Genomic DNA, 19,465 nt, shown 5'->3' with positions numbered 1-19,465 from the left:
ACCCAAGGCGTACGGGGTTGCCGGAGCGACATCCCAGGTCGCGAAGTGTTGAGGGACCAACGGGCCATTCCGCTCGGAAAATCCACCAGCGGAATACGCCCGGACGTGCGGTCCGGGAGTTGAAAGCCGCCAGGCGCTTCAGCGGCCGGTTGCCTTCCGGGAGACGCGGGCCGCTGTCTTCTTCACGGGCGCGGAGTCGGCACCCAGCACGCCGTGCCCCAGCGCCGCGTCGAGCGCGCGCTGCATCGCGGTGCTCATGCCCAGCGCCTCCGCCTCCTGCGGCGTGCACCAGCGCAGCTCCTGGAACGCGGCGGACTGCGTGGGGCGCTTGCCGCCCGTCACGCGCAACAGCCGCAGCGTGAGATCGCGGTGGGTGAGCTGCCGGCGCACGCTGTCCAGCGTGCCCTCCAGCGTGAGCGGCGCGCCCAGCGTCGTGGCCAGCCGCTCCGTCGCCTCCGCCTCGGACGTGTCCTCCTCCACCTCCACGGCGGGCAGCTCCCACAGGCCGCCGAAGAGGCCCTTGTCCGCGCGACGCGCGAAGAGGAGCGTGCCCGCGTGCGGCCACACGGCCAGCGCCAGGAACAGCTTGCGGGGCGCGGCGCGCACCTTGGCTGGAGGCAGCTCGTCCACGCGGCCCTTCTTGAACGCGATGCACGCGTCGCGCACGGGGCACAAGAGACACAGCGGGGACTCCGGCCGGCACACCGTGGCGCCGTGCTCCATCAGCGCCTGGTTGAAGTCTCCAGGCCGCGGGCCCTTCACCAGCGCGGAGGCCAGCGCCCAGAGCGTGGCCTCGCGGTCGCGGTCTCCGGGCAGGCCCTCCACCTCGAAGAGGCGCGACAGCACGCGCGCCACGTTGCCGTCCACGATGGGCGCCTCTTCACCGAAGGCGATGGAGGCCACGGCCCCGGCGGTGTAGCGCCCGAAGCCGGGCAGGGTGAGCAGCTCCTCCGCCGTGGACGGGAGCTTTCCGCCAAAGCGCTCCACCACCTCTTGCGCGGCCCGGTGCAGGTTGCGCGCGCGCGAGTAGTAGCCCAGCCCCTTCCACCCGGAGAGCACGTCGTCCAGGGGCGCGGAGGCCAGGGCCTTCACCGTGGGAAAGCGCGCGAGGAAACGCTCCCAGTACGGGATGACCGTGGACACCTGCGTCTGCTGGAGCATGACCTCGCTGAGCCAGATGGCGTACGGGTCGCGCGTGCGGCGCCAGGGCAGGTCGCGCTTGTTCCGGTCGTACCAGGAGAGCAGCGGACCATGGATGGCGGCGTGGCGTTCAGGGGAGACGGGGGCGGGGAGTGCCGCGCTGTCGGTGCGCTTGCGTGGGCTCATGTGATTCTTCGCGGGGGTGGCGCGGCACCATACCTGTACGGTCGGGCGCGCCCGGCGTTTTTACCGACGGCGGGGGGCGGTTGTCCGGCCGTCCGTCCCTCTTCTGGCGGGGCGGGCGATCGTCTATAGGATGCCCCGCGTCCATGGCCCGCCCTCCCATCACCAACGACTTCTCCTGGTCCAAGAGCCGCCACGAGAAGTTCTCCGAGTGCCTCCGGGCCTACTACCTCTACTACTACCGCTCCTGGGGCGGCTGGGAGGCGGAGGCGGCCCGGGACGTGCGCGAACTCTACGTCCTCAAGAAGCTGCACAACCGCTACACCTGGGCGGGCAGCATCGTGCACGAGGCCCTCAAGGACGTGCTGCTGGACTGGCGCGCCGGCCGTGACGTGGACCCCGCGAAGGTGGAAGCGCGCACGCACAAGCTGATGCAGGACGACTTCCGGCACTCGCGCTCCAAGGCCTACTGGACCACGAAGTACCGCAAGCCCTTCACCGGCCTCGCGGAGCACGAGTACGCGGAAGAAATCCCCAACGAGTCCTGGAAGCAGAACTTCGAAACGGTGCGCTCCGCGCTCGCGTGGTTCTTCCAGTCGCGCTGGCCCACCGTGGCCAAGGGGCTCAAGCCCGCGCAGTGGCTGGAGGTGGACGCGGGCTTCGACTTCGCCCACTTCGTCATGGACGGGGTGAAGACCTTCGCCATCCCGGACTTCGCCTACGTGGACGCGGAAGGCTCCGTCGTGGTGGTGGACTGGAAGACGGGCCGCTCGCGCGAGGGCTACGACGAGCAGGTGCTGGGCTACGCGCTCTACATCGCGCAGCGCTACCGCTACCCGCTGGAGAAGGTGCGCGCGTCGCTCGTGTACCTCAACGAGGGGCTGGAGCATGACGTGACGGTGGATCCGTCCGCCATGGACTCCTTCCGCCAGCACTTCGCCCGGAGCGTGGAGGGGATGCGCGCGCTGCTCAAGGACGTGGCCACCAACACGCCGAAGGACTCAGAGGCCTTCCCGCAGACGGGGAACCTGGACGTCTGCGCCCGCTGCGTCTTCCGCCGTCCGTGCGGCCGGGAGCCCGCGGTGGCGCAGGCCCGGCCCCGGGTGGCTTGAAACGCCGCCTGACGCGCGCTACCGCGCGGAGGCGAGCCGGCGCACCACCACGCCCGCCGCGTTCATGCCGAAGGCGGAGGTGACGAACGCCACGCTGCCGTCAATCTGCGTGCGGTGGTCGCAGGTGTGGAACTCGTTGTCCTGCGGGCAGACGCACAGGAAGCCGTCGGTCGCGTCGTCGTAGTTGAGCGGCACCGGCTGGCGGCGCGTCTCGATGGAGTACACGGCGGTGATGCCCGTGTGGCGCTCCGTCTCCACGCCGTACTTGCGCTTGAGCAGCTTGCGGATGTCCTTGGCGAACGGGTCCATGTGCGTCTCGCTCAGGTCCTCCACGCGGATGGCCGTGGGGTCCAGGCGTCCCGCCGCGCCCATGGAGCTGACCACCGGCAGGCCCAGGCTCACGCACCGGTGCAACAGGTGCAGCTTCGCCTTCACGTTGTCGATAGCGTCCACCACGAAGTCGTACCTGCCCGCGGGCAGCAGCGTCTCCGCCAGCTCCTCGCGGTAGAACTCGCGCAGGGCCTCCACCTTCGCCTGCGGGTTGATCTCCTGGCAGCGCTGGGCCATCAGCTCCGCCTTCGACTTGCCCACCGACTTCACCGTCGCGTGCAGCTGCCGGTTGGTGTTGGTGACGCAGACATCGTCGTGGTCCACCAGCGTGAGGCGGCCCACGCCGCTGCGCACCAGGCCCTCCGCGGTGAAGCTGCCCACGCCGCCCAGGCCGAACACCACCACGTGCGCGTTGGCCAGCCGCTCCATGGCGTTGTCGCCCAGCAGGCGTGCCGTGCGGTCGAAGCGGCGCGACAGCTTGAAGGGCTTCGCCAGCGACGCTTCCGGCGCGACGGTGTTCGAAGCGGCGGGGGAGGCGGTGGGCGCCTCGGGCTCGGCGGTGGGGGTGGGGGTGGGCTGCGGGTTCATGAGGGGCTCCTCTATCACGCGACGCTCGCCTACCGCGAAGGGGAGGGGAAAGCTTCCCGGAACAGGCGCCGGGCGTTCTCGGTCGTCCGCTGGGCGAGCGCCTCCACCGGCTCCCCCAGCACCTGCGCCATGCCATCGAGGATGTGGGGCAGGTAGCCGGGTTCGGAGCGCTGCCCCCGGAAGGGAGTGGGCGCCTGGTCCGGCGAGTCCGTCTCCGCCACCAGCCGGTCCGCCGGAATCACGCGCAGGGCGTCCAGCGGCTTGCGCGCCTCCGCCCACGTCACCGGGCCCGCGAAGGAGAAGTGGCAGCCCTTCTGGATGTAGAAGCGCGCCAGCTCCGCGCCGCCGCTGTAGCTGTGCATCAGGATGCCGGCCTCCGGCCACGCCTCCGCCTTCAGGAACTCCATCAGCGCCGGGTGCAGCCGGTGGCAGTGCATCAGCACCGGCAGCCCGTGCTTGCGCGCCAGGGCCAGGTGCCCGCGCAGCACCGCCAGCTGCCGCTCCAGCGGGGCGCCGGGGAGGGACGGGCCGTCCAGGCCGCACTCGCCCACCGCCACCGCGCCGCCCTGGGACAAGAGCGCGTCCAGCCGCTCCAGGTGCGCGCCGTCTTCCTCCGGCGGCAGGTCCGGCAGGAACTGGGGATGGATGCCCAGCCCCACCTGGATGCGGGGCTCCCTTCGCGGCAGCGTGAGCAGGGGCCCCCACGTGTCCGGGCCCACCGCGGGGATGAGGATGCCGTGCAGGCCCGCGGCCCAGGCGCGCGCGACAACGCTGTCGCGGTCCGGGTCGAAGCGCGAGGCGTCCAGATGGCAGTGCGTGTCGATCATTGAGCACCCTTCTTCCCAGACCCGTTCAATCACTGACAGCCCCGGATGCGAGGCCCTTCAAGGCAGCCCGTACCCGGTGAACGTGAAGCTATGACGCGCCGCCTGACTTTGAAGCCATCGCGATTGTGGAGGCGTGGAAATGACCAAGCGAGTGGTGTTGGGGGCGTTGTTCGGGGCGCTGACGGTGTTGGGCACGGGCTGTGGCGACGAGTGCGTCGACCAGTTCGACTGCCGTGACAAGGGCGCCCCTCCGGCGGGACAGGAGTGGACCTGCAACGCGGACAACAAGTGCGAGCTGCAGAACCTCACGCCCCGGCCGGAAGAGGACGCGGGCACGGAGGAGGACGCGGGCACGGAGATGGACGCCGGCACGGAGATGGACGCAGGCACCGAGGACGCGGGCACGGAGATGGACGCCGGGACGGAGATGGACGCCGGCACCGACGCGGGCATGAACGTGGCCAAGGGCGGCGCGTGCACCGCGTCCACGGACTGCATGGCGGGCCTGCGCTGCGAGGCCGCCACCTGCCAGTCGCTCCACATCGCCGTGACGGGCAACGACGGCGGCACGCGCGCGCTGGTGACGGAATACGACGTGCCGGGCATGACGTCGCTCAGCGCCGACGGCGTCGCCAGCGCCTACCCGCGCTTCGGCCCGGACGGCACCCAGGTGGCCTTCGTGCAGGGCGACGTCACCGCCGCCGCGGGTGAGCTCGCGGTGCGCCCGCTGCCGCTCACGGCCGCCGCGCCCACGGTGCTGACCACGGGCACGGCCGCCGGCAACGCGCGCATCCGCTACATGGAGTGGGAGCCGGGCTCCGTCATCGCCTGGGTGCGCGGCAGCACGGGCATCTCCACCATCCCGGCGACGGGCGGCACGCCCACGCAGGCCACCGTCAACGGCACGTTCCCGGACTGGGCGCCCAACGGGACGGACTACGCGTACAGCGCCGCGGGCAACGGCATCTACGTCTCCACGGGCGGCGGCGCGCCGGCCCCGCTGGCGGGCTCGCCCACCACGGGTGAGCAGCCGCACTACAGCCGCGCCACCTCGCAGCTGCTCTTCCTGGCCAACCCGGAGAATGAGACCGTGACCTTCGGCACGGACGTCACCCCGGTGCTCAAGCTGTACTCGCTGCCGGTGACCGGCGGCGGCTCGCCCACGACGATCGCGGACGCGACCTCCGACACCGTCACGGGCGGCACCGTGGACTCGTACATCGCGAACCCCAACTGGTCGCCGGACGGCAGCTGGGTGGCGTACGTGCGCGCCTACTACCAGAACGTCGCTGGCGCGGCCACGCTGTGCGGCAACGCCGCCGCGACGCTGTGCGGGACCACGCCGGGCAACGTCATCTTCCTGCAGCGCGTGAACACCACCACGGGCGCGGTGGAGGGCGCCCCGGTGAAGCTCGCGGACAACGCCACGCTGCCGTCGTTCTCCCCGGATGGCCGCTTCGTGGCCTACATCCTGGGCGGCCAGCTCAACGTGCAGCCCATCGACCCGGCCACCGGCGCCGCGGCCGGCACGCTCATCACGCACCCCAAGGACACGTACACGGTGCTGACGAGCGAGGGTGACGACCACCGCCCGCGCTGGCAGCCCCGCTAGTCGCAAGCCATCCCAAGCCCCGGACTCCGGGGCTTCCCGGCCCGTGTTCCCCGTTTCTCAAGGGAGCACGGGTCGTCGTGTTTCAGGTGCAAAGCGCGCCACCCACCCCGCGCGAAGTGACGAACGCGGGCAGTGCCGGGTCTTGATGAACCCGCGCGCGGATCCACTTCCCGGTCCAGCGGATCCAGGTTCCAGGACGAAAAGGGGAGGGGAGGAGGGCTCCACCCGCGCTCACGCGAAACGCGGCACCTGGTGGAGGAGGACTGACAGCCGTGTCGCGGCGGCGGGCGTGCCCGCGCGCTCCGTTACAGCGGAGCACGGCCTGGGCCCGAGCGCGCCGGGACGCGGTTCTTTCAGCCCACGACGACGATGCGGCGGCCCAGCGCGCGGGTCATCTGCGGGGAGGTGACGAGTTCCAGCACGCCGCTCATCTCTCCGCCCGCCGTGTCGAACGCCGCCGCGATGACCTCGCCCACGGTCAGCTGGGCCTTCTGGGCCGCCACCCGCGCGCGCTTCGCCGTGCGACGCAGCGCGGGCATCACCCGCCGACCCTGCCGCCGCACCGTGCCACCCTTCGTCTTGCCTGCGGTCCGCTTCGCCATGGTTCCTCCCGCTACTGCCGACTCGCGGGTGAGTACCTCGTCGGTCTGACACCATGCAGGCGGGGTGCCAGGGCTCAGCCTCCCTGTCAGGTCCCTGAATCCAGGGGTTTTCCTTGCCGGTAGCGGGTTTCCGAGGGGCGGGCAGGCCTTCCTTTTTTCAGCCCTTCAGGGTCGTTCCTCGTTCTGTCGAGTTTTTCGTTCATCCAAAGCGGTGATTTCCACGCATCGTTCAATGGCGCCCAACCTGCCCTGAGGTCGTGCGACGACAGGGCTGGGTCAGGTGTCACCCCCTGGCCACACCCCCTGCGGGCAGGCAACCACGGTGCGGGTGGGACGGGGGCGGGCTTTGGGGTAGAGGGCGGGCGCCCATGCGAGTCCAGGTCCTCTTCCACGACAACTGTTTCGACGGCGCGGCCAGCGCCGCGGTCTTCACCCGCTTCTACCGGGAGCGCGTGCGCGCGGACGCGACGTTCAGCTACCGGGGGTTGGCCCACAAGCCGGGGGCGGAGGGCATCGACCCGGCCGTCTTCACCGGCGACGAGAACGTCATCGTCGACTTCCGCTACAGCCAGGACGCGCGGCTCACCTGGTGGTTCGACCACCACGCCTCCGCCTTCCAGCAGCCCGGCGACGAGCCCCACTTCCAGCGCGACACCAGCGGACGCAAATTCCACGACCCGCAGCGCAAGAGTTGCACGCTGTACCTGGCGGACGTGGCGCGCGAGCGCTTCGGCTGGGACGCGTCCCCGCTGAAGGACCTGCTGCACTGGGCGGAGATCATCGACGGCGCGCAGTTCCCCAGCCCCCAGATGGCGGTGGCGCTGGAGGAGCCCGCGCTGCGCATCATGACGGTGCTGGAGGCGACCAAGGACGACCTGCTCATCCCGGAGGTCATCCGGCGCATGCAGACGGAGAGCCTGGCGGACATCGCCGCGTCGCCGCTCATCTCCGCCCCGCTGTCGCCGCTGCTCTTCAAGCACCAGCGCAACATCGACCTCGTGCGCGAGAAGGCCCGGTACGAGAACGGCGTCGTCTACTTCGACCTGGTGGACGAGGGCGTGGACAGCCTCAACAAGTTCATCGCGTACGCGCTCTATCCGGACGCGCGCTACACGCTGTGGGTGGGCAAGGGCGCGTCGCGCGCCAAGGTCTCGCTGGGCTCCAACCCGTGGCGGCCGGAGACGCGCAAGCACGACCTGTCCGCCATCGCCGGCCGCTACGGCGGGGGCGGCCACCCGGTGGTGGCCGCGGCGAGCTTCAAGGCGGACCAGGCCGACAAGGCCCGGGCCGCGTACCAGGAGATCCTGGCGGAGCTGTCCAGCGCGCGCTGAAGCGCTGGAGCCTCAGCGGCGGGCGAAGAGGTCGAAGCCCGCCTGCCGCAGGAGCCGCACCACCGACAGCATGGGCAGTCCCTGCACGTTGGTGCGGTCGCCCTCCAGCTTCTGGAGCAGCGCCTGCCCGCGGCCCTCCACGCGGTAGCTGCCCGCGCAGCCCTCCCACTCGCCGGTGTCCAGGTAGCGCTCCAGCTCCTCCGCTGGGACGGGGAAGAACGTGAGGCGCGTGTCCTCCACCGTCTCGGAGTGGTGGCCGCCGGGCCCCAGCAGGCACACGGCGGTGTGGATGACGTGGGTGTTCCCCAAGAGGCGCGTCAACTGCGCGCGCGCCGCGTCCCGGTCCTGGGGCTTGCCCAGCACGCTGTTGCCCACCTCCACCAGCTGATCCGCGCCCAGCACCCAGGCCTCCGGGTGGCGCTCCTGCACCGCGCGGGCCTTGCGCACGGCGAGCATCCGCACGGCTTCGTCCGCGGGCAGGTCGGCGGGGACTTGCTCGTCCACGTTGGGGGCTTCGGCGCGGTAGGGCACGCCCAGCCCGTCCATCAGGACCCGGCGCGCGCTGGAGGTGGAGGCCAGGATGAGTTCTCTCATGGGAGGCCGGAGGGTAATGCAGCCGGGGAGGGGATGGGACCCCACAGGCGGGCAGGCACGTCCCCGCTTCCTGTGCATGGGCCGGATGCCATAGCCTCCCCGCCCATGTCGCGGCGCGGTCTGCTCGCTGTCTGTCTCCTCCTGTTCGCCTCCTGCAAACGGCCCTCTCCGGCGAACGCCGACGCGGGCACGGATGCGGGCACGGCCACCACCGCCGTGGCGGCCGACGCGGGCGCGCTCGCGGAAGGCCCCGTGGACGCGGAGCCCCACGGCGCCGTGAAGCGCCCGGACGACGCGGTGGCGGAGGTGCACCCGCTGGCGGTGTGCGACGCGAAGGGCCGAGCGCCCCTGGACGCGGCCCGCGACTCCTACGACGCCGGCCACTATGAGGAGGCGCTCTCCTGCGCCGCGCAGGCCGCCGCGCTGGAGCCGGACCTCGCCGCCGCCCATGCGGAGCGGGGGGCCGCGCTGGCCGCGCTCAACCGCGAGCCGGAGGCACAGCTCGCCTACGCCCGCGCGCTGGCCATCGACCCGGGGGACGCGGACGCGCTCCTGGGCGCCGCGCACCTGTACGCGGTGCAGCTGCCCTCCACGCGCGAGCGGGACGAACTGGGCGCCCTCTACGCCGAGCGTGGCCTGTCCCAGCCCTCCACGCCCCCGGAGCTCGTGCCGCCGCTGGCGCTGGTGGCCGCCATGGCCTTCAACGACCTGGGGCAGGCGGACCAGGCGTTGGACCGCGCCGCCATCGTGCTCGCCCGCGAGCCGGGCAACGCCGAGGCGAAGTACGAGAAGGCCCTGGCCCTCTTCGAGCTGTGCCGCTTCCGCGAGGCGAAGGCGGCCTTCGCCTCGCTCCTGAAGGACAAGGATCGCGCGGCGCACGCGCACCAGCACCTGGGCTTGCTGCTGGAGCGCGAGGGCCAGTGGGCGAAGGCGGAGGACCACTTCCAGAAGGCCCGCGCGCTGGAGCCCGAGGACTTCCCCCCGCCGCCCCTGCCGTCCGCGGACGAGTTCAAGGCCCAGGTGACGCGCGCGCTGGCGGACCTGCCCGAGGACATGCGCCGCGACCTGGAGGGCGTGCCGGTGGCCACGGAGGAGATTCCCTCCGAGGACGACCTGCTCGCCAACCAGCCGCCCCTGTCGCCCACCATCCTGGGCCTGTTCCGGGGGCCCTCCCTCCAGGAGCCGTGTGACGGCTCGGAGACGCCCTGCCGCTCGGTGGCCCTCTACCGGCGCAACCTGGCCCGCGCGGTCCGCACGCCCGAAGAGCTGCGCGAACAGATTCGCGTGACACTGCTGCATGAAATCGGGCATCTGCGCGGGGAAGACGACGAGGAACTGGCCGCGCGCGGCCTGGAGTGAGCCCCCACATGCCTTCCCTTCCCACTGCCCGGGTCAGCCTCAAGGGCGCCAAGACGCTGCGTCGCGGCACCCCCTGGGTGTACCGCACGGAGCTCACCGACGCCCCCGCCACCGACACGCCGGGCGCGGTGGTGGCCGTGGTGGATCCGCAGGGCAACCCCATCGGCCAGGCGCTCTACGCCCGCCGCTCCCCGCTCGCCCTGCGGCTGCTCACGCGCAAGGGCCCGAACGAGGAGAAGGTGGACGACGCCTTCTTCATCCGCCGCCTGGAGGCCGCGCTCGCCCGCCGCGCCGTGCTGCCGGGGCGGGACGGCCTGCGCCTGGTGCACGGCGAGGCGGACCTGCTCCCCGGCTTCTTCGTGGACCGCTACGGCCAGGGCCTCACCGTGCAGACGCTGTCGGAGGGCATGGACGCGCGCAAGGAGATGCTCGCGAAGGCGCTGGTGGAGAGGACGGGCGCGAGCCACGTCGTCTGCCGCGACGACGCCTCCGGCCGCGACTTCGAGAGCCTGCCCCGCGAGGTGCGCCTGCTGCACGGCGAGGGCGCCGCGCGCTTCACCTACCACGAGGGCGACAACCGCTTCGACGTGGACCTCCTGGGCGACATGAAGACGGGCGCGTTCCTGGACCAGGTGGACAACCACCTGCGCGCGGGCGAGCTGGGCCGGGGCGAAGCGCTGGACTGCTTCAGCTACCACGGCGGCTTCGCGCTCGCGCTCGCGAAGCACTGCACGTCGGTGCTCGCGGTGGAGCAGGACGCGAAGGCCGCGGCCCGCATCCAGACCAACGCGGAGGCCAACAGCCGCGCCCACGTGAAGGTGGAGAACGCCAACGCGTTCGACGTGCTGCGCCGCTTCGACCAGGAGGGCCGCCGCTTCGACACCATCGTCCTGGACCCGCCCGGCCTGGCCAAGCGCCGCGAGGGCCTGGCCACCGCGCTGCGCGCCTACCACGAGCTCAACCTGCGCGCCCTGCGCTGCCTCAAGCCGGACGGCCTGCTCGTCACGTGCTCGTGCTCCGGGAAGCTGGACCGGCAGGGCTTCGAGTCCATGGTCCTGGACGCCGCCGCGGACGCGAAGCGCCCGGTGCAGATTCTGGAGCGGCGGGGCGCCGGCCTGGACCACCCGGTGCTCGCGGGCCTCGCGGAGACGGAGTACCTCAAGGCCCTCTACGTGCGCGCCCTGTAGGCCCGGGCGCGCTACGGGATGCCCAGCTCCTTGCGCAGCCGGCCCACGACCTTGAAGTACTCGGTACGGGAAAAGCCCACGTTGAGGATGTGGAAGTCCTTCTTGGACAGCCCCACGCAGCCGAAGCAGTAGTTGCAGTCCTGCAGGTTCTTGCTCATCACCACGTACGCGCTGCTGGAGCAGTTCTCGCTCTGCACGCAGTAGGCGCACGCGTGGCAGTTCTTGCACTCCACGCAGTGCGAGCAGTTGGTGCACAGCTCGCACCGCGTGCAGTGCGTGCACTGGTGGCAGCTGTCGCAGTCCTTGCAGAACATGCAGTTGGCGCAGCGCTGACAGCCCTCGCACGCATAGGAGCCGGGGTTGCCCGGGTCCACCGCGTAGCTCTTGGACAGCTTCTGGAACTGATCCATGAACTCGCGCTTGCCCAGGGACGACACGCCCAGGCGCGCCGCCTTCTCCTGCTCCATCAATTCCTGGGTCGTCTGGGGCCGCGACCCCTTCTCCTTCACCGCCACAAACGCTCCTTGGACTCTTGAATCACTGCAGCCGGGCGAGCCCGGCCAGGTCGATGCCTCGCGCCACCCGCCGCACCTCCACGGTGCTGGGGAAGCCGCGGCTGGTGACGGCCACCACGAACCGCTCGCCCACCAGGAGGTTCGCCTCCGCGACGGACTCGTCCGCGTCATAGCGCACGAAGCCCACGGCCTCCTTCCACTGGATGGGCGCCGTCGGGTCGCTTGCCGCGCGGCCCTTCGCCTTCTGCGCCGCCTCGCGGATGGCCTGCCCCAGCTTCAACCCCATGGTGGTGTCCACGATGCGCACCTTCACCTCGCGGCCCTCGCCCCGGGTGTAGGTGCGCTCCGCCTCCGACACGGACACCTCGCCGTACTTCCCCGTGGAGCCCGCGGTGGCACCCACCGTGAAGCCCTCCAGCGACTCCGGCAGGAACGGCGCCAAGTCCTTGAAGTACACGCACGGTGCGGCGGTCGTCACCACGTCGCGCGGGGTGGGAGATGTCGTGCGTTCGTCGTCAAGGCATCCGCCGCCCACGCCGAGCGCGAACGATGCGATGGCCAGCCGGAGGAAATAGTCGCGCACGGACGAATCAAAGGGTATCCCTGGCCCGCGCGCAATGGACCTTTCGAAGCTCAATCCTCCTCAGCGCGAGGCCGTGGTGACGCTCCAGGGCCCCCTGCTCGTGCTGGCAGGCGCTGGCAGTGGAAAGACGCGGGTCATCACCCACCGCATCGTCCACCTGCTCAACGAGCGGCCCAACCACATCATGGCCCGCAACATCCTCGCGGTGACCTTCACCAACAAGGCCGCCACGGAGATGAAGGAACGCCTCATCCACATGGCCGGGCCGCGCGCCCAGGGCGTGCTGGTGTGCACCTTCCACGCGTTCGGCGCGGAGGTGCTGCGCGAGGACATCCACCGGCTGGGCTGGCCGAAGAAGTTCGCCATCGCGGACATGGGCGACCAGCTCTCCATCATCCGCCGCGCCATGCGCGACAAGCGCATCGACGACCGCGCCTTCGACGCGCGCAAGGTCCTCACCCTCATCTCCAAGGCGAAGAACTCCGGCGAGGCGCCCCAGCCCAAACCCGAGGGCATGGGCGACGACTACGACCTCATCACGTCGATGATCTTCGCGGACTACCAGCTCGCGCTGAAGGCGCAGGGCTCGGTGGACTTCGACGACCTGCTGGTGCTGCCCGCGCGCCTGCTGCGCGAGCACGCGGACCTGCACCGCAAGTACACGGCCCGCTTCCAGTACCTCCTGGTGGACGAGTTCCAGGACACCAACCACGCCCAGTTGGATCTGCTCAAGCTGCTCGCGGGCGAGGCGAAGAACGTGTGCGCGGTGGGGGATGACGACCAGTGCATCTACTCCTGGCGCGGCGCGGAGGTGCGCAACATCCTGGACTTCGACCGGCACTTCCCGGGCGGCAAGGAGGTGCGGCTGGAGCAGAACTACCGCTCCTCCCAGCGCGTGCTGGACGCGGCCAACGCCGTCATCGCCAAGAACCCGGAGCGCAAGGACAAGCGCATGTGGACCGACCGCAAGGGCGGTCCGCTGGTGAAGGTGGTGGCGTGCCCCAATGACGAAGAGGAGGCCCGCTTCGTCGCGCACGAAATCCAGAAGCACATCTCGCTGGGCGTCCCCGCGGACGACATCGCGGTGCTCTACCGCACCAACGGCCAGGCCCACCCGGTGGAGGAGATGCTGCGTGAGAAGAACATCGCCTACGAAGTGGTGGGCGGCAGCGAGTTCTTCGACCGCAGCGAGGTGAAGGACGTCATCGCGTACTTCAAGGTCCTGGCGAACAAGCTGGACGAAATCTCCCTCATGCGCATCGTCAACGTGCCTTCGCGCGGCATTGGCGACGTCACCATGGAGCGGCTGCACGCGCACTCGCGCGCGGAGGGCGTGACGCTCTGGACGGTGATGCGCCGCGCGGACACCTATGACGACCTGCCCGCGGGCGCGGGCGGCAAGGTGCTGGAGTTCGTGGAGATGGTGGAGCGCTACCGCGACGCCTTCGCCCAGACGCCCCGCCTGTCGGAGGCCACGCACAAGCTCCTGGAGGAGATCGGCTTCCGCGAGGCCACCCGCGCCAAGGCGGCCTCCGGCACCGCCGCGGACAAGAAGCTCAAGGGTGTGGATGGGGTGCTCGCGTCGCTGGAGAAGTTCGAGAAGCGCGAGGGCCCCAAGGCCAGCCTCCTCACGTACCTGAACCGCCTCAGCCTGGACACGCGCCAGGAGGAGGATGAGATCCCGGGGCAGAACAAGCGCGTCACGCTGATGTCCCTGCACGCCTCCAAGGGCCTGGAGTACCGGCTCGTCTTCTTCATCGGCATGGAGGAGGACCTGATGCCCCACGGCGGCATGCAGGGCGAGGCGCAGAACCTCGAGGAGGAGCGCCGCCTCTGCTACGTGGGCATCACCCGCGCCAAGGAGCTGCTCTACCTCACCCGCTCCACCGTGCGCGTGAAGCGCGGGAAGGAAGTGCCCCGCACGCCCTCCCGCTTCCTGGAGGACCTGCCCCCGGACGCCTTCGAGACCGTGGATGTGGACGCACCGCGTCAGGGCCCGCCGGATGAGAAGGAGAAGAACTTCTTCGCGAACCTGAAGGAGCGGTTCAAGAAGCCCACCGCCGGGGGACCAGGCCCGGGCACCCCTGGCCGGGCGCCCTGAGGGGTCTTACGTACGCCCAACCTTGACTTGATCCCGCCGTCCTACTAGGAGGGTCAGCCTTTCCGGGCTTCTGTCGGAGTTGAGGCGGAGGACCCGCGGTTGGTTCGCACGAGCACGCGGCCCCTGGCATGCACCTGGGCGCCGCGCCGAAGTCTGGAGTGCACGAAATGTCGCAGAAGACCTACAGCGCCAAGGCTGGGGACATCAAGCGCCAGTGGCACGTCATCGACGTGTCCGACAAGGTGCTTGGTCGCGCCGCCAGTCAGATCGCCACCCTCCTGAAGGGCAAGCACAAGCCGACGTACACCCCGTCCATCGACACGGGTGACCACGTCATCGTCATCAACGCCGAGAAGGTGAAGGTGACGGGTACGAAGGAGACGGACAAGCAGTACTACCGTCACCCGTACGCCGGTTTCCCGGGTGCCCTGAAGATCACCAACCTCCAGAAGCTGCGCCAGCGTCACCCCGAGGACATCATCCTCAACGCCGTGCGCCGCATGCTGCCCCGCAACGCCCTGGGCCGTCAGATGATGACGAAGCTCAAGGTGTATGCTGGTGACACCCATCCGCACACCGCGCAGAAGCCGGTGGCGTTCAAGGTCGAGGCGTAAGAACAACCATGGCGATCAATCCTGAACTCGGTTTCTACGCCACGGGCCGCCGCAAGGAGGCCACCGCTCGCGTCTGGGTGCGTCCTGGCAACGGCGCTGTCGTCATCAACGGCCGCGACATCAACGAGTACTTCGGCCGTGAGACGTCGAAGATGGTACTCAACCAGCCGCTGGAGATCCTGGAGCAGAAGGGCAAGCTCGACGTCACGGTCAACGTGCGCGGCGGCGGCCTCTCCGGCCAGGCCGGTGCCATCCGTCACGGCATCGCGCGCGCGCTGTGCGCCTTCAACCCGGAGTTCCGTCCGGCGCTGAAGAAGGCCGGCTTCCTCACCCGCGACGCCCGCGCGGTCGAGCGCAAGAAGTACGGCCAGCCCGGCGCCCGTCGTCGGTTCCAGTTCTCCAAGCGCTAATCACGCTTGCCGGCCAGCTGTCCGGCCGCTCTTCGGCGGGGGTTTCCTTCGGGAAGCCTCCGCCGTCGTGCTTTGCGGGCAAGCGGGTGGGCGTCGCCCCGTCGCGACGCGCGCGGGCGTTCTGCTACCATCCGGACACCCTCATGGAACTCAACGAAATCCTGCAGATCGCCCTGCGCGGCGGAGCCTCCGACATCCACCTGAAGGCGGGCCTGCCGCCCATGTTCCGCGTGGATGGTTCGCTGGTGCCGCTCAAGGACGGCCGCCGCCTGCCGCCGGAAGAGGTGGCGCGCATGGCGTTCGGCATCATGAACGAGTTCCAGAAGGAGAAGTTCAAGGTCAGCAACGAGGTGGACCTGGCCTACGGCGTGCCGGGCCTGGGCCGCTTCCGCGTGAACGTCTTCCAGCAGCGCGGTACGGTGGGCGCCGTGCTCCGCGTCATCCCCTTCAAGGTGATGACGATGAAGGACCTGCTGTTGCCCACGGTGCTGGAGAAGGTGTGTGGCGAGGAGCGCGGCCTGGTGCTGGTGACGGGCACCACGGGCTCCGGCAAGTCCACCACGTTGGCGGCGATGATCGACTACATCAACTCCAACGAAACCAACCACATCATGACCATCGAGGACCCCATCGAGTTCCTCATCCGCGACAAGCGCTCTATCGTGAACCAGCGCGAAGTGGGTGTGGACACGATGAGCTTCTCGCAGGCCCTGAAGTCCGCGCTGCGCCAGGACCCGGACGTCATCCTGGTGGGCGAAATGCGCGACCACGAGACCATCGAAACGGCGCTCCACGCCGCGGAGACGGGCCACCTGGTGATGTCCACGCTGCACACGCTGGACGCCACGGAGACCATCAACCGCATCGTGTCCGCGTTCCCCCCGCACCAGCAGAAGCAGGTGCGCCTGCAGCTCTCCAGCGTGCTCCGCGGCGTCGTGAGCCAGCGTCTGGTTCCGCGCGCGGACGGCAAGGGCCGCGTGGCGGCGGTGGAGGTGCTTCGCGTCACCGCGCGCGTGCGCGAGCTGATTGAGGACAAGGACCGCACGAAGGAGATCCACGACGCCATCTCGCAGGGCACGGACTCCTACGGGATGCAGACGTTCGACCAGTCGCTGATGAGCCTGGTGCGCAACGGCCTGGTCACCTACGACGAGGCCCACCGCCAGGCCAGCAACCCGGACGACTTCGCGCTGCGCTTCTCCGGGATCAGCGGCACGTCCGACTCCAAGTGGGACAACTTCGACGCCAAGGCCGGCGAGGAGCGTCCCATCCCGGGCTCGGCGTCCTTCGCGCAGAAGGGCGCGCCCACCCCGGCGCCGGTGGCGGCCACGCCCGCGCCGGTGCCCCAGGCCCCGCGTCCCGGAGCGCCCATGGCCGCCCGGCCCATGACGCCTCCGCCCGGCGTCGCGGCGCCGCGTCCCGCCACCCCGCCGCCCGGCGTCGTCCAGGGCCGGCCGCTGCCGCCGCAGGTGGCGGCCCGTCCGCCCACGCCCGCCCCGGTGGCCGCGCCCGCTCCGGCGGCCGGCGGCGACGACGACTTCCAGATCGAACGCTTCTAGGCCTCCCAGCGCGAAGGGGGAGGGCGCCGCTTCAGGCGTCGTCATCCCCCAACTGCGCGCGCAGCCGGGTGAGGCGCATGGGCCCGATGAGCCCCTGGTGCGCCAGCGTCTGGAGCAGCGACACGGTGGCGCGCACGCGCGCGTCCTGCACCTCGTCGGACTCCTGGACGACCTCGTTGTCGAGCAGCGTCTCCAGGTGCTCCGGGTTGATGGACGTGGGGCCTTCCGACCACGCGATGTCGAACAGCGCCCGCGCCATGTGCTCGCGCGCCTTGCGGTCCGCGTCGTTGGGCGCGGCCTTGGCGAACGCGACGAAGAGCGCGTCCACGGACTCCTTGGACAGCGCGGCCAGGGAGGGCACCTCGCCCAGGGACTCCTTCACGTAGTCCGCGTCGAAGTTGTCCACCTCCTGCTCGTAGCCGAAGGCCTCCTCCAGCAGGATGGACGCGAGGAAGGCGTCCGACTCCTCGTCGCTCGCGCCTTCCTCCTTCAGCGCCTCGCGCGCCTTCTGCGTCGCGGCGGACAGGGACTCGTCCTGGGTGAGCGCGCGGGCGGCGGCGTGCGCGGCCAGGAGCACCAGCGCGGCCTGGGCGTCGGAGGACAGCGCGCGTCCGCTCACGCCCAGCAGCATGGCCTTCTGCTTGGGGTTGGCGTCCGCGGCGGCCACGAAGTGCTGCTCCTCGGGAGTCAGCGCTTCACCGGCCTTCTCCTTGCGGAGCGTCTCCCTGGCGGCGTCTGCGGTGAGGAAGCGGGCGAGGATGGGGTGCATGGCTTCGGCCTGTTACCACATGGTAGGGACTCCGCGATGGTTGACGAGCCCGAAGGCCCCGAGGCTGTCCAGCGCGCCACCGACGCCTGCCTGCGCCTGCTCAAGGCGCGCGGCCGAAGCCGGCATGAATTGACGCTCGCCCTGGAGCGCAAGGGCTACCCCGAATCCGTGCGCGACGCGGTGCTCGCCCGCCTTTCGGAGTGGGGCTACCTGGACGACGCGAAGTTCGCGCGTGAACGCGCCCAGGCCCTCTTGGGCAGGGGAAAACTGGGCCCCAGGGCCGTGCTCCAGCGGCTGCAGGCCCACGGGCTGGAGGGCACGCAGGCGCGGCGGGCGCTGTCCGAGGCGAAGGACGCGGTGGGCTTCGACGCGCTGGAGGCCGCCCGGCAGGTGCTGGAGCGCCGGCGCCTGGCCGGCCGCCCGCTGGACGCGAAGGAGCAGGCCCGCGCGGGGCGGCTGTTGCTCAGCCGGGGTTTCGCGCCGGACATCGTGACCCGGCTGGTGGGAGAACCTTCGCTGGACCCCTCCGGGCAGGACGAATAGTTTGGGGGCGTGATGCGCTCCGTCGTCCTCGTCCTGTCCGCCCTGATGTTGTCCGCCTGTGCCGCCCTCTCCGCGGGGCCCGCGGGCGAGCCCGACTACGCCACCATGGCCGCTGAGAACCTGGCGCTGGGCGAGGCCGCGCTGGAGGACAAGGACTACTTCAAGGCGGAGAAGTACTTCGACCACGTCCGCACCAAGTTCCCCTACCTGGAGGCCGCCCGCGAGGCGGAGCTGAAGCTGGGGGACCTGGACATGGCCCGGGAGATGTACCCGGAGGCGCGCGAGAAGTTCGACTCCTTCATGCGGCTGCACCCCACGCACCCGAAGGTGGACTACGCCGCCTACCGCGCGGCCCTCTCCTACGTGGAGGAGTTCCCCTCGGAGTTCTTCGCCCTGCCGCCTTCCTACGAGAAGGAGCAGAAGCCCATGTACGACGCGCTGCGGGCCATGAACGTCTTCCTGCGCGAGTACCCGGAGTCGCGGTACGTGAAGGACGCCACGGCGCACCGGGATGACGCCAAGCAGCGCCTGGCGCGCCATGAGCTGTACGTCGCGTCCTTCTACGCGAAGCGCGAGCGCTGGAAGGCCGTGGCCCAGCGTCTGGAGGGGCTGCTCAAGAACTACCCGGGCACGCCGCAGGAGGAGGAGGCCCTCTTCGATCTCCACAACGCGTACGTGAAGCTCAACGACACGGAGCGCGCGCAGAACACGCTGAAGGAAGTCCTCAAGCGCCTGCCGGGCACGCCCGCCGCACAGCGTGCCCAGAAGATGCTGGGCTCGTGAGGCGCTCGGAGGACTGGGGCCGGCTGGGGGGCATCGGCATCGCCGTGCTCGCCGCCGCCATCGTCCTCCTGTTCCTGGGCTCGCGCCTGCTGGGCGCCGCAGCCGGGCCGGAAGCGGAAATCATCACCACCCTGAAGCAGGCCGAGCACGACGGCGTGTCCCTGCCCGTGCCCGGTGCCCCGGCCCCGCTCGTCTCGCGCAAGCTCCAGTACGCCCGCATCTCCGTCTCCGTGGCGCCGGACGGCCAGCGCGCGGAGGCCTTCGCGACGCTGGACTTCGAGGGCGCGCTGGGCCCCACCACGGTCAGCACCGCGGGCGTGGAGGTGGTCGCCTTCACCCGCGCGTCCGGCCGCTGGAGGCCCGAGTCCTCGGTGGCGCCCCGGCTGGTGGCCATGGTGGCGGCGCTGGAGGCGCGGCGGCAGGCCCTGGCGCAGGGGCGGCCGGAGGCGCTGTCACGGCTGGCGGGCCCGGGCGGAGACGGCGGGGCGGGGCGGACGTGGGCGGAGATGGCCCCCCTGAGCCGGCGGCGGCTGGCGGTCCAGGCCTGGTACGCCCGGCTGGAGCGGGACGAGGTGACGGTGACGGAGCACTACCGGGTGGAGGGAGACCTTCCGGCCCGGCCGGTGGACACGCGGGGCGAGCGGCCGCTTTTGCTCGTGCGCGAGGGCGATCAATTCTTGTTTTCGCCCGGGCTGATGTAGGCTTCCCGAGGAGGCAGGGGCC

20 protein-coding genes are annotated in these 19,465 nt (G+C 70.6%); 12 read left to right on the top strand and 8 right to left on the bottom strand.

Annotated elements, in window-relative coordinates:
• Positions 1-138: 138 nt before the first annotated feature.
• Entirely contained in the window at positions 139-1,326 is a 1,188-nt protein-coding gene (mutY, locus tag JYJ93_RS33130; protein WP_206798539.1) for an A/G-specific adenine glycosylase, read from the bottom strand.
• A 143-nt stretch (positions 1,327-1,469) separates the two neighbouring features.
• On the opposite strand from mutY, the gene JYJ93_RS33125 reads away from it, so the two are divergent.
• Complete coding sequence (locus JYJ93_RS33125; RefSeq protein ID WP_206798538.1) at positions 1,470-2,435, top strand: PD-(D/E)XK nuclease family protein; 966 nt, start codon at positions 1,470-1,472, stop codon at positions 2,433-2,435.
• A gap of 18 nt (positions 2,436-2,453) precedes the next feature.
• On the opposite strand, the gene JYJ93_RS33120 is transcribed toward JYJ93_RS33125, so the two are convergent.
• Both JYJ93_RS33120 and JYJ93_RS33115 read right to left on the bottom strand, forming a co-directional pair.
• Positions 2,454-3,353 carry a tRNA threonylcarbamoyladenosine dehydratase gene (locus JYJ93_RS33120; RefSeq protein WP_206798537.1) on the bottom strand — a complete coding sequence of 300 codons (900 nt, stop codon included), beginning with the start codon at positions 3,351-3,353 and terminating at the stop codon, positions 2,454-2,456.
• 29 nt (positions 3,354-3,382) lie between these two features.
• Complete coding sequence (locus tag JYJ93_RS33115; protein ID WP_206798536.1) at positions 3,383-4,180, bottom strand: TatD family hydrolase; 798 nt, start codon at positions 4,178-4,180, stop codon at positions 3,383-3,385.
• A gap of 139 nt (positions 4,181-4,319) precedes the next feature.
• Between JYJ93_RS33115 and JYJ93_RS33110 the strand changes: the two genes are divergently transcribed.
• A complete protein-coding gene (locus JYJ93_RS33110) occupies positions 4,320-5,792 on the top strand; it encodes a PD40 domain-containing protein (protein WP_206798535.1) in 1,473 nt (490 codons plus the stop codon).
• Between the two features lie 353 nt (positions 5,793-6,145).
• On the opposite strand, the gene JYJ93_RS33105 is transcribed toward JYJ93_RS33110, so the two are convergent.
• A complete protein-coding gene (locus JYJ93_RS33105) occupies positions 6,146-6,394 on the bottom strand; it encodes a hypothetical protein (protein ID WP_014394842.1) in 249 nt (82 codons plus the stop codon).
• A 368-nt stretch (positions 6,395-6,762) separates the two neighbouring features.
• Here JYJ93_RS33105 and JYJ93_RS33100 point away from each other — a divergent pair, with 368 nt between their 5' ends.
• Positions 6,763-7,725 carry a DHH family phosphoesterase gene (locus tag JYJ93_RS33100; RefSeq protein WP_206798534.1) on the top strand — a complete coding sequence of 321 codons (963 nt, stop codon included), beginning with the start codon at positions 6,763-6,765 and terminating at the stop codon, positions 7,723-7,725.
• A gap of 12 nt (positions 7,726-7,737) precedes the next feature.
• Here the strand turns inward: JYJ93_RS33100 and JYJ93_RS33095 are convergent, their stop codons facing one another.
• The gene (locus tag JYJ93_RS33095; protein ID WP_206798533.1) at positions 7,738-8,319 is read right to left on the bottom strand and encodes a Maf family protein; all 582 of its coding nucleotides are present in this window, start codon (positions 8,317-8,319) and stop codon (positions 7,738-7,740) included.
• Between the two features lie 105 nt (positions 8,320-8,424).
• Here JYJ93_RS33095 and JYJ93_RS33090 point away from each other — a divergent pair, with 105 nt between their 5' ends.
• Together JYJ93_RS33090 and JYJ93_RS33085 are read left to right on the top strand one after the other, a co-directional pair.
• Positions 8,425-9,678: a metallopeptidase family protein gene (locus JYJ93_RS33090; RefSeq protein WP_206798532.1), complete on the top strand. Its 1,254-nt coding sequence runs from the start codon at positions 8,425-8,427 to the stop codon at positions 9,676-9,678.
• Positions 9,679-9,686: 8 nt separating this feature from the next.
• On the top strand, positions 9,687-10,865 hold the full coding sequence (locus tag JYJ93_RS33085; RefSeq protein ID WP_206798531.1) for a class I SAM-dependent rRNA methyltransferase: 1,179 nt from the start codon (positions 9,687-9,689) through the stop codon (positions 10,863-10,865).
• An 11-nt stretch (positions 10,866-10,876) separates the two neighbouring features.
• Here the strand turns inward: JYJ93_RS33085 and JYJ93_RS33080 are convergent, their stop codons facing one another.
• Complete coding sequence (locus tag JYJ93_RS33080) at positions 10,877-11,374, bottom strand: hypothetical protein (RefSeq protein ID WP_043322774.1); 498 nt, start codon at positions 11,372-11,374, stop codon at positions 10,877-10,879.
• A gap of 28 nt (positions 11,375-11,402) precedes the next feature.
• Positions 11,403-11,963 carry a hypothetical protein gene (locus JYJ93_RS33075; RefSeq protein ID WP_269013100.1) on the bottom strand — a complete coding sequence of 187 codons (561 nt, stop codon included), beginning with the start codon at positions 11,961-11,963 and terminating at the stop codon, positions 11,403-11,405.
• A gap of 34 nt (positions 11,964-11,997) precedes the next feature.
• On the opposite strand from JYJ93_RS33075, the gene JYJ93_RS33070 reads away from it, so the two are divergent.
• The 4 genes from JYJ93_RS33070 (at position 11,998) to JYJ93_RS33055 (ending at position 16,647) form a co-directional block, all read left to right on the top strand.
• Positions 11,998-14,064, top strand: a complete 2,067-nt coding sequence (locus tag JYJ93_RS33070; RefSeq protein ID WP_206798530.1) for a UvrD-helicase domain-containing protein — start codon at positions 11,998-12,000, stop codon at positions 14,062-14,064.
• Between the two features lie 167 nt (positions 14,065-14,231).
• Positions 14,232-14,678, top strand: a complete 447-nt coding sequence (gene rplM, locus JYJ93_RS33065; RefSeq protein WP_043321175.1) for a 50S ribosomal protein L13 — start codon at positions 14,232-14,234, stop codon at positions 14,676-14,678.
• Between the two features lie 8 nt (positions 14,679-14,686).
• Positions 14,687-15,088 carry a 30S ribosomal protein S9 gene (rpsI, locus tag JYJ93_RS33060; RefSeq protein ID WP_120526842.1) on the top strand — a complete coding sequence of 134 codons (402 nt, stop codon included), beginning with the start codon at positions 14,687-14,689 and terminating at the stop codon, positions 15,086-15,088.
• Positions 15,089-15,231: 143 nt separating this feature from the next.
• Entirely contained in the window at positions 15,232-16,647 is a 1,416-nt protein-coding gene (locus JYJ93_RS33055; protein ID WP_206798529.1) for a type IV pilus twitching motility protein PilT, read from the top strand.
• Positions 16,648-16,678: 31 nt separating this feature from the next.
• Here JYJ93_RS33055 and JYJ93_RS33050 read toward each other — a convergent pair whose 3' ends face one another.
• Positions 16,679-17,416 carry a hypothetical protein gene (locus tag JYJ93_RS33050; protein WP_206798528.1) on the bottom strand — a complete coding sequence of 246 codons (738 nt, stop codon included), beginning with the start codon at positions 17,414-17,416 and terminating at the stop codon, positions 16,679-16,681.
• A 36-nt stretch (positions 17,417-17,452) separates the two neighbouring features.
• On the opposite strand from JYJ93_RS33050, the gene JYJ93_RS33045 reads away from it, so the two are divergent.
• From JYJ93_RS33045 to JYJ93_RS33035, 3 genes are read left to right on the top strand one after another with little or no spacing between them, the layout of a single operon-like run.
• Positions 17,453-17,959: a regulatory protein RecX gene (locus tag JYJ93_RS33045; protein ID WP_206798527.1), complete on the top strand. Its 507-nt coding sequence runs from the start codon at positions 17,453-17,455 to the stop codon at positions 17,957-17,959.
• A gap of 12 nt (positions 17,960-17,971) precedes the next feature.
• Positions 17,972-18,742, top strand: a complete 771-nt coding sequence (locus JYJ93_RS33040) for an outer membrane protein assembly factor BamD (protein WP_206798526.1) — start codon at positions 17,972-17,974, stop codon at positions 18,740-18,742.
• Positions 18,739-19,443, top strand: a complete 705-nt coding sequence (locus JYJ93_RS33035) for a hypothetical protein (protein WP_206798525.1) — start codon at positions 18,739-18,741, stop codon at positions 19,441-19,443. Before JYJ93_RS33040 ends, JYJ93_RS33035 begins: the two co-directional genes overlap by 4 nt.
• The last annotated feature ends 22 nt before the right edge of the window (positions 19,444-19,465 follow it).

Source organism: Corallococcus sp. NCSPR001 (genome assembly GCF_017309135.1).
Lineage (GTDB): Bacteria > Myxococcota > Myxococcia > Myxococcales > Myxococcaceae > Corallococcus.
Note: the sequence above shows the minus strand (reverse complement) of the source record. Positions and strands in the feature narration are given on the sequence as shown.

Excerpts from the sequence above, each read along its gene's own strand:
- JYJ93_RS33125 (WP_206798538.1), top strand. The coding sequence starts at position 1,470 with ATGGCCCGCCCTCCCATCACCAACGACTTCTCCTGGTCCAAGAGCCGC.
- JYJ93_RS33085 (WP_206798531.1), top strand. The coding sequence starts at position 9,687 with ATGCCTTCCCTTCCCACTGCCCGGGTCAGCCTCAAGGGCGCCAAGACG.
- JYJ93_RS33100 (WP_206798534.1), top strand. The coding sequence starts at position 6,763 with ATGCGAGTCCAGGTCCTCTTCCACGACAACTGTTTCGACGGCGCGGCC.
- JYJ93_RS33045 (WP_206798527.1), top strand. The coding sequence starts at position 17,453 with ATGGTTGACGAGCCCGAAGGCCCCGAGGCTGTCCAGCGCGCCACCGAC.
- JYJ93_RS33110 (WP_206798535.1), top strand. The coding sequence starts at position 4,320 with ATGACCAAGCGAGTGGTGTTGGGGGCGTTGTTCGGGGCGCTGACGGTG.
- JYJ93_RS33040 (WP_206798526.1), top strand. The coding sequence starts at position 17,972 with ATGCGCTCCGTCGTCCTCGTCCTGTCCGCCCTGATGTTGTCCGCCTGT.
- JYJ93_RS33120 (WP_206798537.1), bottom strand. The coding sequence starts at position 3,353 with ATGAACCCGCAGCCCACCCCCACCCCCACCGCCGAGCCCGAGGCGCCC.
- mutY (WP_206798539.1), bottom strand. The coding sequence starts at position 1,326 with ATGAGCCCACGCAAGCGCACCGACAGCGCGGCACTCCCCGCCCCCGTC.
- JYJ93_RS33095 (WP_206798533.1), bottom strand. The coding sequence starts at position 8,319 with ATGAGAGAACTCATCCTGGCCTCCACCTCCAGCGCGCGCCGGGTCCTG.
- rpsI (WP_120526842.1), top strand. The coding sequence starts at position 14,687 with ATGGCGATCAATCCTGAACTCGGTTTCTACGCCACGGGCCGCCGCAAG.
- JYJ93_RS33070 (WP_206798530.1), top strand. The coding sequence starts at position 11,998 with ATGGACCTTTCGAAGCTCAATCCTCCTCAGCGCGAGGCCGTGGTGACG.
- JYJ93_RS33050 (WP_206798528.1), bottom strand. The coding sequence starts at position 17,416 with ATGCACCCCATCCTCGCCCGCTTCCTCACCGCAGACGCCGCCAGGGAG.
- JYJ93_RS33115 (WP_206798536.1), bottom strand. The coding sequence starts at position 4,180 with ATGATCGACACGCACTGCCATCTGGACGCCTCGCGCTTCGACCCGGAC.
- rplM (WP_043321175.1), top strand. The coding sequence starts at position 14,232 with ATGTCGCAGAAGACCTACAGCGCCAAGGCTGGGGACATCAAGCGCCAG.
- JYJ93_RS33055 (WP_206798529.1), top strand. The coding sequence starts at position 15,232 with ATGGAACTCAACGAAATCCTGCAGATCGCCCTGCGCGGCGGAGCCTCC.
- JYJ93_RS33105 (WP_014394842.1), bottom strand. The coding sequence starts at position 6,394 with ATGGCGAAGCGGACCGCAGGCAAGACGAAGGGTGGCACGGTGCGGCGG.
- JYJ93_RS33090 (WP_206798532.1), top strand. The coding sequence starts at position 8,425 with ATGTCGCGGCGCGGTCTGCTCGCTGTCTGTCTCCTCCTGTTCGCCTCC.